Source organism: Pseudomonas sp. 1176_21 (assembly GCF_052850635.1).
On record NZ_VXCV01000013.1, the window covers coordinates 21924 to 35568 of the forward strand.

Sequence of the window (13645 nt, forward strand, 5' to 3'; positions counted from 1 at the left end):
AATGCAAAAAATCACGTTGCTCGGCTGCACCCTGGGCGTATTGCTCGGCACTCAAGTGCAGGCTGAAGAAACCTCGCTGGGGCCGACCCTGAGCAAGATTGCCAGTACCAACAGCATTACCCTGGGTTATCGCGATGCGTCGGTACCCTTCTCCTACGTGGGCGATCACTCGGGTCAACCGATGGGTTACTCGGTGGACCTGGCGAACAAGATCGTCGAGCGCGTGCAGCAAAAGCTCGCGGCGCCCCAGCTCAAGGTCAAATACAACCTGGTGACTTCGCAAACCCGCATTCCGCTGGTGCAGAACGGCACGGTCGACCTGGAATGTGGCTCGACCGGCGTGACCGCTGAGCGGCAAAAACAGGTGGCGTTTTCCTACGGCTTCATCTACGTCAAAGGCCAGTTGCTGACCGCCAACGACAGTGGGATCAAGAGCTTCGCCGACCTGCGCGGCAAGAACGTGGTGACCACCGCCGGCACCACCAACGAGCGCTATCTGAAGAGCTACAACATCGATAACAAGATCGACATGTTCGTGATCAGCGCCAAGGACCACGGCGAAGCCTTCCAGCTGTTGCAGTCCGGTCGGGCAGCGGCGTTCTACATGGACGATGCATTGCTCTACGGCGAGCGCGCCAAGGCTCGCGATCCGCACAAGTGGGTAGTGGTTGGGGAGGAGCAGTCTCGGGAAATCTACAGCTGCATGGTGCGCAAGGACGATCCGCAATTCCTCGCACTGGTGAATTCGACACTGGGCGAGCTGTACAGCTCGGGGGAGATCAACGGGATCTACCAGCGCTGGTTTGAGCAGCCGATCCCGCCAAAAGGCTTGAACCTCGAGTTCCCGATGACCAGTGAACTCAAGGCGATCATTGCCAAGCCGGTGAGTGATCCGGTGCAGTAGCGATCAGTGCCCTGCCCCTTCAGCAACAACGCTGGCGCCTACACCGTCTCGCGCTCCCCTGTAGGCGCCAGCCTTGCTGGCGAATGCGCCCGCCCAGGCCACTTCACGAACCCCGCCCCCAGCGCCGCCAGAATCAACCCGATCGAAACCGCCTCGTGCGCATCCACCCGGTGCCCCAGCAGCACCATCGACCCTGCCACCCCGAATACCGGGATCAGCAACGACAACGGCGCCACCTTCGACACCGGATACTCACGCAGCAGCAGGTTCCACCCCCAGTAACAGAAGTGCGTCGCCGCATACACCTGGAACACCAGCGAAAACACCGCCACCCACCCCACCTGCGCGGCCACCCCGGTGAACGGCGCGGTGCCATGCATCAGCCAGGTGAGCAGCACCAGCGGCAGCGGTGCGAACAGGCTCGCCCACACCACAAAGGCAAACATCTCGCGCACCTTCGAGCGCTTGATGATGACGTTGCCCACACTCCAGCTGAACGCACTCACCAGCAACAAGCCATAACCCACCACCGAGCCATCGCCGGGCCTGCCATTGATGATGGACACCAGCCCCAGCACTGCCAGCCCCACCCCGACGCCCTGCCCCACGCCAAGGCGTTCGCGAAACAGCAACACGCCCCAGCCCAGGGTGAAAAACGCACTGAACTGCACCAGCAACGCCGCCGTGCCCGGCGGCACGCCCAGCTCGATTCCCAGGTTGATCAACGCCCACATCGCCACGCCAAAGATCAACCCGTATGCCGCCACCCAGCCCAGGCCGACCGCCGGGCGCCGGATGAAGAACACCCACGGCAACGCCGCCAGGGTGAATCGCAACGCCGTTAACAGCAGCGGGTCAATTGCGGCCAGGCCGAGCTTGGTGATGGGAAAGTTGAACCCCCATACCGCCGTCACCAGCACGGCCAGGGCCAGATGTTTCTTTTGCATGGCGTACCTATCCCGAAAGTCAGGGCGCCACTATGCGCAATGAGCACACTGGCTCGCTTGCACTATCAGGTCATAGATCATTAAATTCGGGCCATGCGCGAAATCGACATCGACCCCTATGAACACACCCCCCGCGACGCCGTGGTCACGGCCAACGACTATGGCGACGGGCAGCACTTTGCCTTGCATACCCATCAGCGTGGGCAGTTCGCCTATGCGGCCTGCGGGGTGATCACGGTGTTCACCCGCCAGGGCAACTGGGTGGTGCCGCCGCAGCGGGCCATCTGGGTGCCCGCAGGCGTGCCCCACGAGATGAGCATGAACGGCCCGGTGACGATGCTGAACACCTATGTGCGCCAGCCTGCCGCCACCCGCCTCGGCCTGCCCGAACACTGCCAGGTGTTCGGTGTGTCGACACTGCTGCGCCAACTGCTGCTGCGCGCCCGGGATGTGCCGGCGCTGTATGCCGAAGGCAGCCGCGAGGGCTACCTGATGAACCTGCTGCTGCACGAGATTGCCGACATGCCGGCGCTGTCGCTGAATGCACCGCTGCCCAGCGAACCCAGGCTCGCCCGGGCCTGCCAGCACTTGCTGGCACAGCCCTCGCTGGATACAGGGATCGATGACATGGCCCGCCAGGTGGGCATGAGCCGGCGCACCTTCACCCGGCTGTTTCGCCAGCACACCGGCATCAGCTTCGTGGCATGGCGACAGCAGGCATGCCTGATGGCGGCGGTGGTGCGCCTGGGCAATGGCGAGGCGATCACGCGGGTGGCGACGGACCTTGGCTACAGCAGCCCCAGTGCGTTCACCAGTGTGTTCCGGCGCGTGCTGGGCGCGGCGCCCAGCCAGTACTTCGCCAACGCGGTAAGTTGATGCACCACGATTCGCTGCAACCCAAGCAGTAGCGCGCCAGGCCTACACCCACAGCCAACTGTCTGCCCAGCAACTGTTGCCCCAGCAACAGCCAGCCAACAAAAACCTCCCGCACCAACACCATTGCCACCTCACTACCGCGCCAGGCCCAGCAAAAACGGGGCCTGCGACTGTGGTACGGCTCTTGCTCAAGCCTGGGTAACGCTCTGAGCGCAGGGCCACACCACAGGACGCACACATGACCGCAGCACTCAAGGTCGTCGCCGTTTCCGGCGGCGCCTATCGCCCCTCACGCACCCTGGCACTGACCGAGGCGATCGTCGCCGAGCTGGGCAAGCACCTGCACATCGACGCCCAGCTCATCGAGCTGAGCGAGATCGCCCGCCAGGTAGGCGGCGCCCTGTCGCGCGCCGAACTGCCGGCCACGGTCGAACAGCAGCTGCAGGCCATCGAGCATGCCGACCTGCTGATCGTTGCCTCGCCGGTTTACCGCGGCTCCTACCCCGGCCTGCTCAAGCACCTGTTCGACCTGGTGGGCCAGGACAGCCTGATCGACACCCCGGTGCTGCTGGCCGCCACCGGTGGCAGCCCGCTGCATGCGCTGGTGATCGACCACCAACTGCGCCCGCTGTTCAGCTTCTTCCAGGCGCTGACCCTGCCCATCGGCGTGTATGGCAGCGAAGGCGACCTGCAGAACTACCAGGTCAGCAGCCCGGTACTGCAAGCCCGTGTCAGCCTGGCCGCCGAGCGTGCCGCACCGTTCTTCGCCGCCCACGCCCACAGCCAGCGCAAGCTCGCCAGCGGGGCCGAACGATGAACGTGTTCTGGTTCCTGCCCACCCACGGCGACGGTCATTTCCTCGGCACCAGCGACGGCGCGCGCCCGGTCACCCTCAACTACCTCAAGCAGATCGCCCAGGCCGCCGATGGCCTGGGCTACCACGGCGTGCTGATCCCCACCGGCCGCTCGTGCGAGGACTCCTGGGTGGTCGCCTCGGCCCTGGCGCCGCTGACCGAACGCCTGCGCTACCTGGTGGCGATACGCCCCGGCATCATCTCGCCCACCGTGTCGGCGCGCATGACCGCCACCCTCGACCGCCTGTCCGGCGGGCGCCTGCTGATCAACGTGGTCACCGGCGGCGACCCCGACGAGAACCGCGGCGACGGCATCCACCTCAGCCACAGCGAACGCTACGAGGTCACCGACGAGTTCCTGCGTATCTGGCGCCGCGTACTGCAAGGCGAGTCGGTGGATTTCGAGGGCAAGCACTTCAAGGTCGAGAACGCCAAGGCGCTCTACCCACCGGTACAAAAGCCCTACCCGCCGCTGTACTTCGGTGGCTCGTCCGACGCCGCCCATGACCTGGCCGCCGAACAGCTGGACGTGTACCTCACCTGGGGCGAACCGCCCGCCGCCGTCGCCGAGAAGATCGCCGATGTGCGCGCCCGCGCCGCCAGGCACGGGCGCACGGTGAAGTTCGGCATCCGCCTGCACGTGATCGTGCGCGAAACCGCCGAAGAGGCCTGGCAGGCCGCCGACCGCCTGATCGCGCACATCAGCGACGACACCATCGCCGCGGCGCAACAGTCCTTCGCGCGCTTCGACTCCGAGGGCCAACGGCGCATGGCTGCCCTGCACGGCGGTCGCCGCGACCAGCTGGAGATCGCCCCCAACCTGTGGGCCGGTGTGGGCCTGGTACGGGGCGGCGCCGGCACCGCGCTGGTGGGCGACCCGCAACAGGTGGCCGCGCGCATCAAGGAATACGCCGACCTGGGCATCGAAAGCTTCATCTTCTCCGGCTACCCCCACCTGGAGGAAGCCTACCGCTTCGCCGAGCTGGTGTTCCCGCTGCTGCCAGAACCCTACGCCAGCCTAGCCGGGCGCGGCGTCACCAACCTGACCGGGCCGTTCGGCGAAATGATCGCCAACGATGTGCTGCCCAAGGCGCAGACCGCATGAGTGCCAAGCAACCGGAACCCACCCTGCTCAGCCCGCTGCAGACCGCGCGCGCGCTGGCCGCCGAGTTCGCACTGACCGCCGCCGAACGCGACGAGCGCGGCGGCACACCCAAGGCCGAGCGTGACGCCATTCGCCACAGCGGCCTCTTGGCCCTGAGCATTCCCACGCAGTTCGGCGGCATGGGCGCCAGCTGGGGCGAAACCCTGAACATCGTGCGCGAGTTCGCCCGGGTCGACAGCTCCATCGCCCACGTGTTCGGCTTCCAGCACCTGATGCTGGCCACCGTGCGCCTGTTCTCCAGCCCCGACCAGTGGCAGCCCTGGTTCGAGCAGACCGCCCGCAAGAACTGGTTCTGGGGCAACGCCCTGAACCCGCTCGACACCCGCACCGTGGTCAAGAAGTACGACGGCTGGCGCGAATTCTCGGGCAAGAAGAGCTTCTGCTCCGGCGCCAGCGACTCGGAAATGCTGATCGCCTCGGCGGTGGATGAAAGCGCCGGCGGCAAGTTGCTGATCGCCGCCATCCCCACGGCACGTACCGGCATCACCCTGCATGGCGACTGGAACAACATGGGCCAGCGCCAGACCGACAGCGGCAGCGCCACCTTCGAGCGCGTGCGCGTCGAGGAATCCGAACTGCTGCTCGACCCCGGCCCGCTGAGCACTCCGTTCGCCTGCCTGCGCCCGCTGATCGCGCAACTGCACTTTGCGCACATCTTCCTCGGCATCGCCGAAGGTGCGCTGGAAGAGGCACGCCAGTACACGCTCAAGGAAGGGCGACCGTGGTTCAAGTCCAACGCCCGGCACGTCAGCGAAGACCCGTACATCCTGCGCCACTACGGCGACTTCTGGGTGGGCCTGGAAGGCGTTCGGCTGCTGGCCGAACGCGCCTGCAACCAACTCGACGAAGCCTGGCACAAGGGCCCCACGCTGAGCAGCGACGAGCGCGGGCAGCTGGCGCTGTCCATCGCCGCGGCCAAGGTGGCGGCCACCCGCACCGGCCTGGACCTGTGCAACCGCCTGTTCGAAGTGACCGGCGCGCGCGCCACGCATGCCTCGCTGCGCTTCGATCGCTACTGGCGCAACCTGCGCACCCAGACCCTGCACGACCCGGTGGACTACAAGGTCCACGAGCTGGGTGACTGGGCCCTGAACCGGACGGTGCCCGCCCCGTCCTTCTACTCCTGAGGGCTGCCCATGCACCTGTTGACGCTCCCGCCATCGCCAACCCTGGCCACCTCGATCAGGGCCACCGCACAGGTGTTCGAAGACCCGAGGTCGCAGGCGCTGCTCGCCCACCTGCAGCAGGTCGCGCCGAGTGAGGCCAGCGTGCTGATCATTGGCGAAACCGGTACGGGCAAGGAGCTGGTGGCGCGACATATCCACAACCTCAGCCGGCGCCACCACGGGCCGTTCGTGGCGGTCAACTGCGGGGCGTTCTCCGAGTCGCTGGTCGAGGCCGAACTGTTCGGCCACGAAAAGGGCGCCTTCACCGGCGCCCTGGCGTCCAAGGCCGGCTGGTTCGAGGAAGCCGACGGCGGCACGCTGTTTCTCGACGAGATCGGCGACCTGCCGATGGCCATCCAGGTCAAGCTGCTGCGCGTGCTGCAGGAGCGCGAAGTGGTGCGCCTGGGGTCGCGCAAGAGCATCCCGATCAACGTGCGCGTGCTGGCCGCCACCAACGTGCAGTTGGAAAAGGCGATCAACGCCGGGCACTTTCGCGAAGACCTGTTCTACCGCCTCAACGTGGTCAGCCTGCAGCTGTACCCGCTGCGCGAGCGCCCCGGCGATATCCTGCCGCTGACCCGCCACTTCATGGCCAGCTACAGCGCCCGCCTGGGCTATGGCGATGTGCAGTTGAGCAGCGAGGCCGAGCACAAGCTGGCCAGCTACGACTGGCCGGGCAACATCCGCGAGCTGGAAAACGTCATCCACCACACCCTGCTGATCTGCCATGACGGCGTGATCCAGCAGGACGACCTGCGCCTGTCCAACCTGCGCATCGAGCGACCCGAGGGCACACCCGCCCCGGACACATCCGCCAACGCCCTGTTGCAGCGCGCGTTTCAGAAGCTGTTCGAAGAAGAGCACGGCGCGCTGCATGAAAAGGTCGAGGAGGCGCTGCTGCGCAGTGCCTACCGCTTCTGCCACTACAACCAGGTGCACACCGCGCGCCTGCTGGGCCTGAGCCGCAACGTCACCCGTGCCCTGCTGATCCGCATCGGCGAACTGGTGGTGAACAAGCGCCAGCCGCCACCGGAGCCGAACGCCACACGCGTCATCAACCTGTCGATCTGACCCAGACTTGCCCAAGCAAGCAGCGACTTCACCCACCTTGCGTTGCACGCCGTCCCGGCCGGGGCGGTGGCCCATTCTTCCTGCAACGAGCACCCCACCATGAGCCTCGATATCTTCTGGTTTCTGCCCACCTCCGGCGACACCCGCTACCTCGGCCACTCCGCCAGCGGGCGCCCGGCCACCAACGCCTACATGCGCCAGATTGCCGTGGCCGCCGAGAACCTCGGCTATGACGGCATCCTCATCCCCACCGGCAGCAGCTGCCTCGACCCCTGGGTCACCGCCGCCAGCCTGGTGCCGGTGACCCACCGCCTCAAGCTGCTGGTGGCCCTGCGCACCTCGCTGGGCAACCCCACCGCGTCGGCGCGCCAGGCCGCCACCCTCGACCAGGCCAGCGGCGGACGCCTGCTGCTCAACGTGGTGCCCGGCGGCGATGCCACCGAGCTGGCCGCCGATGGCGTGTTTCTCGCGCACGACCAGCGCTACGACGCCGCCGACGAATTCCTCACCGTGTGGCGTCAACTGCTCAGTGGCGAACGGGTCGACTTTCACGGCGAGCACCTGCGGGTGGAGGGCGCGCAGAACTTCTTCGCGCCGGTGCAGACGCCCTACCCGCCGCTGTACTTCGGTGGCTCGTCAGCCGCCGCGCACGAGCTGGCGGCCAGGCATGTGGACGCCTACCTGACCTGGGGCGAGCCACCCGCCGCGGTGGCCGAAAAGATCGCCGACGTGCGCGCCCGTGCCGCCCGCCACGGGCGCACGGTGCAGTTTGGCGTGCGCCTGCATGTGATCGTGCGTGAAACCAGTGAACAGGCCTGGGCGGCGGCCGAGGAATTGATCAGCCACCTGGACGAGGCCACCATCGCCGCCGCACAGGCCAACTACGCCAGCATGGATTCCGAAGGCCAGCGGCGCATGGCCGCGCTGCACGGCGGGCGCCGCGACCGGCTGGAAGTCTCGCCCAACCTGTGGGCCGGGGTCGGCCTGGTGCGTGGCGGCGCCGGCACCGCACTGGTCGGCGACCCGGCCACGGTGGCGGCACGGCTGCAGGAGTACGTCGCCCTGGGCGTGGACCGCTTCGTGCTGTCGGGCTACCCGCACCTGGAGGAAGCCTACCGCTTCGCCGAACTGGTGTTCCCGCTGCTGCCCGGCAAAAGCAAGGTGACGGTGGATGGCGCCTTCACCGGGGGCGCCTTCGACGTGCGTGCCGGCCAGGCCAGGCCCGCCGCCAGCCAGTAACGGGCAGGGCCCGGGCTACCCGGTGCAGGCCGGCCGGCTCAGGCCCGTGCGGCCACCCGCTCGACGCTGTCGGCCACTGTACGGGCCTGCTGCAGCACCTGCGCACACACCTGTTCAGGGGCCTCCACGCGCACGCGCAGACGGCCAAGGATACGCCCCTGGATACGCTCGATATTGGCCTGCACCAGGTGGGTCGGGTAACCCAGTGCCGCGCTGATCGCGCTCAGCTCCGGCGCCTGGCCACGGGCCCCGGTGTAATGCAGGTCGAGCAGCCAGTCGCCGGCGCTGGCTGGGGCCAGGTCATGGGCGCCGCCAGGGTGCAGGGTGCGCAGCAGGGTGCGGGTCACCTCGTGGCACGGGCAGCCGAACACCCGCCACACCTCGCCCTGCTCCACCACCTCGCCCGCCTCCAGCACCACCACGCGGTCGCACAGCTCGCGGATCACTTCCATCTCGTGGGTAATCAGCACGATGGTCAGGTTCAGGCGCCGGTTGATATCGCGTAGCAGCGCCAGAATCGACTGGGTGCTTTGCGGGTCCAGCGCCGAGGTCGCCTCGTCGCACAGCAGCAGGTCGGGCTGCAGCACCAGCGCCCGGGCGATGCCGACGCGCTGCTTCTGGCCACCGGACAGCTGTGCGGGGAAGGCATCGCGCTTGTCCTCCAGGCCCACCAGTTGCAGCATCTCGCTCACCCGCCGCTCGCGCTCGGCGCGGCCAATGCCGGCCAGCTTGAGCGGCAGGCCGATGTTCTCGCCGACGGTTTTCACCGACATCAGGTTGAAGTGCTGGAAGATCATGCCGGTGCGCTGGCGCTGGCGGGCCAGTTGCGCGGTGTCGTAGCCGGCGATGTCCTCGCCGTCGATCAGCACCTGGCCGTTGCTGGGTTGCTCCAGGCGGTTGAGCGAACGCAGCAGCGACGACTTGCCCGCGCCGCTGCGCCCGATGATGCCGAACACCTCGCCCCGGCGTATCTCCAGGTTGATGTCGCGCAGCGCATGCACAGTGCGCTCGCGCCCCGGGTACTGCTTGCCGAGCCCCACCAGGCGGATATGCACGGCGCCTGCCAGCGGCTGTTGATTGAAACTGACCATGGATCAAGGCCTGCCCTGCGAAGGATGCGATTCGACCAAGGCCCGCGCTGTCGCCAGCGCGGGCCACCGGGGCTCAGAAGCCGGGCACTATCTGGCCCTTGTAGCGGGTCAGGATGAAGTCACGCACCTGTGGCGAGTTCAGCGCCTTGGCCAGCTTCTGGATGCGCGGGTCATCGATGTTGTCGGGGCGTGCGACCAGGTACTCCACGTACAGGTCCTTGCCCTTCTCCACGATCAGCGCGCTGCTGGTATCGATGCCCGCCTCCAGCGCGTAGTTGGCGAAGACGAACGCCAGGTCCACCTGGTTCACCGCACGGGCCAGCAGCGCGCCTTCGAGTTCGCGAATCTTCAGGTGCCTTGGGTTGGCCGCGATGTCGCGCTGGGTCGCCAGGGTGTTGCTCGGGTCCTTGAGGGTGAGCAGCCCGGCTTCGTGCAGCAGCACCAGGGCACGCCCGGCGTTGACCGGGTCGTTGGGGATGGCGACGCTGGCGCCGTCCTTGAGCTCGGCGATGCTCCTGATGCGGGTGGAGTACGCACCGAAAGGCTCGATGTGCACGCCCACCACCGGCACCAGGTCGGTCTTGCGGGTGGCGTTGAATTCGTCGAGGAACGGCCGGTACTGGTAGTAGTTGGCGTCCAGGTTCTTCTCGGCCAGTTGCAGGTTGGGCTGGATGAAATCGCTGAACACCTTGATGTCCAGGTCCACGCCTTCGGCCGCCAGCGCCGGTTTGACGAACTCGAGGATCTCGGCGTGCGGCACCGGGGTGGCGCCCACCACCAGTTTCTCGTTGGCGTGCGCCGACAGCGACAGCACGGCGGCCAGTACGGCCAGGGTCTTCTTCATGGGCTTGCTCCTGAACAGGTAGAACATTGGCCGCCGTGGGATACGTGGGCCGGCGGCAGCGAAACCCGGCTGCCGCTGACGGGAAACACAATTCAACGCCGGGTGAAGCGCCGCACCAGGCGGTCGCCACTCACCTGCAGCACCTGTACCAGCACGATCAGCAGCAGCACGGTCACCACCATCACGTCGGTCTGAAAGCGCTGGTAGCCAAAGCGGATCGCCAGGTCGCCCAGGCCGCCGCCGCCGACCACACCGGCCATCGCCGTGTAGTCCACCAGCACGATGGCGGTCACCGTCACCGCCGCGATCAGGCCGGTGCGCGCCTCGGGCAGCACGGTGTGCCATACGATCTGCCAGGTGCTGCCACCCATCGACTGGGTGGCCTCCACCAGGCCGCGGTCGACCTCGCGCAGGGCGATTTCCACCAGCCGCGCAAAGAACGGCGTACAGCCGATCACCAGCGGAGGTATGGCGCCGGGCACGCCCAGCGAAGTACCGGCCACCACCTGGGTGAGCGGGATCAGCACAATCAGCAGGATGATGAACGGCATCGAACGCAGCACGTTCACCACCACCGACAGCACGCGGTACACCAGCGGCGAGGCCAGCAACTGGCGCTGGCCGGTGAGGTACAGCAGCACCCCCAGCGGCAGCCCCATCAGCACCGTGAAACCCAGCGCTACGCCGAGCATGCTCAAGGTGTCGAGGCAGGCCTGGCCCACCTCGGGCCAGTTGACATGGGCCAGCAGCTCGCTCATTGCCCAGCGCCCCTGCGCAGCGCGGCGGCCGGGTGCGGCGCGCCCAGCCGGTCACCTGCGTCGAACAGCTTGTTGCGCAGCGTGCCCTGGGCGTAATCGCGCTTGAACAGGCCACGGGCCTGCAGCTCGGGCACCAGCAGGTCGACCACCGCCTCGAAGGTTTCCGGGGCCACCACGCTGGCCAGGTTGAAGCCGTCCACGTCGGTCTCTTGCACCCATTCCTGCAACTGGTCGGCCACCGTCTGCGCCGAGCCCACCAGCACCGGGCCGTCGCCACCGATGGCGCAATAGTCGGCAATTTCGGCGGTGGTCCAGGTGCGGCTGGGGTCGGCACGGGTGAAGGCTTCCACCGCCGACTGGATCGCATCGCTCTGCACTTCGCGCAGCACCTGGTCGCCCTGGTACTGGGCGAAGTCGATGCCGGTCCAGCCCGACATCAGCGTCAGCGCACCGCTGGCGCTGGCGTACTCGCGGTACTCGCGCAGGCGCGCCAGGGCCTGTTCATCGGTGGGGGCGACAATCACCGTAAGCTGCTCCAGCACCAGGATATCGCCCGGTGCGCGGCCGGCCGCCACCGCCGCAGCGCGCACCTGCGCCACCTGGTTCTTGAGCACCGTCTTGCTCGGCGCAGCAACGAACACGCACTCGGCGTTGGCCGCCGCAAACGCCCTGCCGCGCGTCGAGGCACCGGCCTGGTACAGCACCGGGGTGCGCTGGGGCGAGGGCTCGCACAGGTGAAAGCCCGGCACCTGGAAGAACTCGCCCTGGTGGCCGATGCCGTGCACCTTGGCCGGGTCGGCATACACCCCGCTGGCGCGGTCGGCGCGCACGGCGTCGTCTTCCCAGCTGGCCTCCCACAGCTTGTAGCAGACCTGCAGGTACTCCTCGGCCAGGGCGTAGCGCTGGTCATGCGACAGCTGTTCGCGCTGGCCCAGGTTGCGCGCCCCGCTGGACAGGTACGAGGTGACGATGTTCCAGCCGGCGCGGCCACGGGTCAGGTGGTCGAGCGTGGACATGCGCCGGGCAAACGGGTACGGGTGCTCGAACGACACCGAGGCGGTCACGCCAAACCCCAGGTGCTCGGTGACGGCGGCCATGGCCGGCACCAGCTGCAGCGGGTCGTTGACCGGCACCTGCGCAGCCGTACGCAGCGCCTCGTCGGCGTTGCCGCCGTACACGTCGTAGGCGCCCAGCACATCGGCGATGAACAACCCGTCGATCTTGCCGCGCTCCAGGGTCCTGGCCAGCTCGGTCCAGTAGTGGATGTCGGTGTAGCGCGTGGCCTGGTCACGCGGATGGCGCCACAAGCCCGGCGACAGGTGGCCGACGGTGTTCATGGCAAAGGCATTGAGGCGTATCTGCTTGGGCATGGTGGCGGCCTAGTTCCAGTCGTGACGCTGTGGCTTGGCCCCGTTCAAGGCCCAGTTGCCCACAAGGTGGTACTTCCAGCGCACCGGGTCGTGCAGGGTGTGCACGCGGGCGTTGCGCCAGTGCCGGTCGAGGTTGTGGCGCACCTGGGTGGAGCGCGTGCCGCCCAGCTCGAACAGGCGGTTGCTGGCCTCGATCGCCGCTTCGGTGGTCAGCACCTTGGCCTTGGCCACGGCCACCGAGGCCTGGGCCACCGAGTCCTCGTCGGGGGCCAGGCTGGCCCGGTCGAGCACCTTGCCGGCGCGCTCCAGCAGGGCCTCGGCGGCTTCCTGGCGAATCTCCAGCGCGCCGATCTGCACGATGGTCAGCGGGTCCTGGCTGGCCTGCTCCACGCCCGCATCGATCCACGGGCGGGCCTGCTCGCGGATGAAGGTGATGGCGTCGTCCAGCGCCGCACGGCCGATGCCGGCGTCGATGGCGGCGGTGGTCAGTTGCGCGAAGGGGCCGGCCAGGGTCGGGGTTTCGTACGAGCGGTAGGTGGGAAACAGGTTGAAGGCCGGTACGATCAGTTCCTGCGCCAGCACCGTGCCGCTGGAGGTGGTGCGCTGGCCGATGTTGTCCCAGTCATCGACGATCACCAGGCCCGGGGTATCGCGGCGCACGAAGGCCAGTTGCGAGCGGTCCTGCGCGTCCAGCGCCAGCACCCCCAGCCAGTGCGCGTACAACGAGCCGGTGCAGTAGCCCTTGCGCCCGTCGATGCGGTAGCCATCGGCATGGGGCACGATGCGGGTCTGGATCTCCTTGACGTTCTTGCCGCCGGTTTCCGACAGCGCATTGGCAAAGCGGTGCCCGGCCAGCACCAGGTCGAAGAAGAAGCGCTTCTGCTCTTCGCTGCCCTGCAGGCGGATGTCTTCGAGCAGGCAGTAGTGGTTCTGCGGTATCTGCCCCAGCGAAGGGTCGGCGGCGGAGATGATCGCGATCACCTCCGCCAGGGTGGCGAAGGACACCTGCGCCCCCCCGTACTGTTTCGGTACGGTGATGCCCCACAGGCCGCTGTTGGAGAACGCATCCACCACGTCGGCCGGGACCTGGCGGCTGCGGTCGCGCTCGGACGCGCCTTCGCGCAGCAGCGCGGCAACCCGATGGGCAATGGCGATGGCTTCGGCATCGTCACGGATGACGTGGGCATCCGGCTGGCGGATGTCGTAGTGGGCAGATACAGGGGTGGCAGTCATGGTCTATCTCGATGAGTACACAGAGTCACCCGTGAGATAGCACAACCCATGCCACTTGAATTTCACCTATAAATCAATGAGTTACGTACAACATAAAGCGACATGGCTGGATGCACGGCAACAAAGT

At 67.3% G+C, this 13645-nt stretch carries 13 protein-coding genes; 7 read left to right on the forward strand and 6 right to left on the reverse strand.

All coding sequences use genetic code 11. The features are described from left to right. Position 1 precedes the first annotated feature (1 nt). Positions 2–904 carry a transporter substrate-binding domain-containing protein gene (locus tag FW760_RS22960; RefSeq protein ID WP_043864448.1) on the forward strand — a complete coding sequence of 301 codons (903 nt, stop codon included), beginning with the start codon at positions 2–4 and terminating at the stop codon, positions 902–904. A 38-nt stretch (positions 905–942) separates the two neighbouring features. On the opposite strand, the gene FW760_RS22965 is transcribed toward FW760_RS22960, so the two are convergent. After that, positions 943–1851 carry an EamA family transporter gene (locus FW760_RS22965; RefSeq protein WP_236177002.1) on the reverse strand — a complete coding sequence of 303 codons (909 nt, stop codon included), beginning with the start codon at positions 1849–1851 and terminating at the stop codon, positions 943–945. 93 nt (positions 1852–1944) lie between these two features. On the opposite strand from FW760_RS22965, the gene FW760_RS22970 reads away from it, so the two are divergent. From FW760_RS22970 to ssuD (FW760_RS22995), 6 genes are all read left to right on the forward strand, one after another. Beyond that, positions 1945–2727, forward strand: a complete 783-nt coding sequence (locus FW760_RS22970) for an AraC family transcriptional regulator (RefSeq protein WP_123752916.1) — start codon at positions 1945–1947, stop codon at positions 2725–2727. A 238-nt stretch (positions 2728–2965) separates the two neighbouring features. Beyond that, entirely contained in the window at positions 2966–3544 is a 579-nt protein-coding gene (gene msuE, locus FW760_RS22975; protein WP_446444014.1) for an FMN reductase, read from the forward strand. Next, positions 3541–4686 carry an FMNH2-dependent alkanesulfonate monooxygenase gene (ssuD, locus tag FW760_RS22980; RefSeq protein ID WP_043864442.1) on the forward strand — a complete coding sequence of 382 codons (1146 nt, stop codon included), beginning with the start codon at positions 3541–3543 and terminating at the stop codon, positions 4684–4686. The genes msuE and ssuD (FW760_RS22980) overlap by 4 nt, the downstream gene beginning before the upstream one ends. Next, positions 4683–5873, forward strand: coding sequence for an acyl-CoA dehydrogenase family protein (locus FW760_RS22985; RefSeq protein ID WP_043864441.1), 1191 nt, complete (start codon positions 4683–4685; stop codon positions 5871–5873). The genes ssuD (FW760_RS22980) and FW760_RS22985 overlap by 4 nt, the downstream gene beginning before the upstream one ends. A gap of 9 nt (positions 5874–5882) precedes the next feature. Beyond that, entirely contained in the window at positions 5883–6983 is a 1101-nt protein-coding gene (locus tag FW760_RS22990) for a sigma-54 interaction domain-containing protein (RefSeq protein ID WP_043864440.1), read from the forward strand. 99 nt (positions 6984–7082) lie between these two features. Further along, on the forward strand, positions 7083–8222 hold the full coding sequence (gene ssuD, locus FW760_RS22995; protein WP_043864439.1) for an FMNH2-dependent alkanesulfonate monooxygenase: 1140 nt from the start codon (positions 7083–7085) through the stop codon (positions 8220–8222). 38 nt (positions 8223–8260) lie between these two features. Here ssuD (FW760_RS22995) and FW760_RS23000 read toward each other — a convergent pair whose 3' ends face one another. The 5 genes from FW760_RS23000 to FW760_RS23020 all read right to left on the reverse strand — a co-directional run bounded on the left by FW760_RS23000 (position 8261) and on the right by FW760_RS23020 (position 13518). After that, entirely contained in the window at positions 8261–9313 is a 1053-nt protein-coding gene (locus FW760_RS23000; protein WP_058541401.1) for a methionine ABC transporter ATP-binding protein, read from the reverse strand. 73 nt (positions 9314–9386) lie between these two features. After that, a complete protein-coding gene (locus FW760_RS23005; RefSeq protein ID WP_043864437.1) occupies positions 9387–10157 on the reverse strand; it encodes a MetQ/NlpA family ABC transporter substrate-binding protein in 771 nt (256 codons plus the stop codon). 92 nt (positions 10158–10249) lie between these two features. Beyond that, positions 10250–10915 carry a methionine ABC transporter permease gene (locus FW760_RS23010; protein ID WP_054916316.1) on the reverse strand — a complete coding sequence of 222 codons (666 nt, stop codon included), beginning with the start codon at positions 10913–10915 and terminating at the stop codon, positions 10250–10252. After that, entirely contained in the window at positions 10912–12285 is a 1374-nt protein-coding gene (locus FW760_RS23015; protein WP_446444015.1) for an LLM class flavin-dependent oxidoreductase, read from the reverse strand. Before FW760_RS23015 ends, FW760_RS23010 begins: the two co-directional genes overlap by 4 nt. A gap of 9 nt (positions 12286–12294) precedes the next feature. Next, entirely contained in the window at positions 12295–13518 is a 1224-nt protein-coding gene (locus FW760_RS23020) for an SfnB family sulfur acquisition oxidoreductase (RefSeq protein WP_043864434.1), read from the reverse strand. Positions 13519–13645: the final 127 nt, after the last annotated feature.

Bases quoted from the DNA above. Each gene is read 5' to 3' on its own strand.
- FW760_RS23005 (WP_043864437.1), bottom strand. From the start codon at position 10,157: ATGAAGAAGACCCTGGCCGTACTGGCCGCCGTGCTGTCGCTGTCGGCG.
- FW760_RS22990 (WP_043864440.1), top strand. From the start codon at position 5,883: ATGCACCTGTTGACGCTCCCGCCATCGCCAACCCTGGCCACCTCGATC.
- FW760_RS23020 (WP_043864434.1), bottom strand. From the start codon at position 13,518: ATGACTGCCACCCCTGTATCTGCCCACTACGACATCCGCCAGCCGGAT.
- FW760_RS22970 (WP_123752916.1), top strand. From the start codon at position 1,945: ATGCGCGAAATCGACATCGACCCCTATGAACACACCCCCCGCGACGCC.
- msuE (WP_446444014.1), top strand. From the start codon at position 2,966: ATGACCGCAGCACTCAAGGTCGTCGCCGTTTCCGGCGGCGCCTATCGC.
- FW760_RS23010 (WP_054916316.1), bottom strand. From the start codon at position 10,915: ATGAGCGAGCTGCTGGCCCATGTCAACTGGCCCGAGGTGGGCCAGGCC.
- FW760_RS22960 (WP_043864448.1), top strand. From the start codon at position 2: ATGCAAAAAATCACGTTGCTCGGCTGCACCCTGGGCGTATTGCTCGGC.
- FW760_RS23000 (WP_058541401.1), bottom strand. From the start codon at position 9,313: ATGGTCAGTTTCAATCAACAGCCGCTGGCAGGCGCCGTGCATATCCGC.
- FW760_RS22985 (WP_043864441.1), top strand. From the start codon at position 4,683: ATGAGTGCCAAGCAACCGGAACCCACCCTGCTCAGCCCGCTGCAGACC.
- FW760_RS22965 (WP_236177002.1), bottom strand. From the start codon at position 1,851: ATGCAAAAGAAACATCTGGCCCTGGCCGTGCTGGTGACGGCGGTATGG.
- ssuD (WP_043864442.1), top strand. From the start codon at position 3,541: ATGAACGTGTTCTGGTTCCTGCCCACCCACGGCGACGGTCATTTCCTC.
- FW760_RS23015 (WP_446444015.1), bottom strand. From the start codon at position 12,285: ATGCCCAAGCAGATACGCCTCAATGCCTTTGCCATGAACACCGTCGGC.
- ssuD (WP_043864439.1), top strand. From the start codon at position 7,083: ATGAGCCTCGATATCTTCTGGTTTCTGCCCACCTCCGGCGACACCCGC.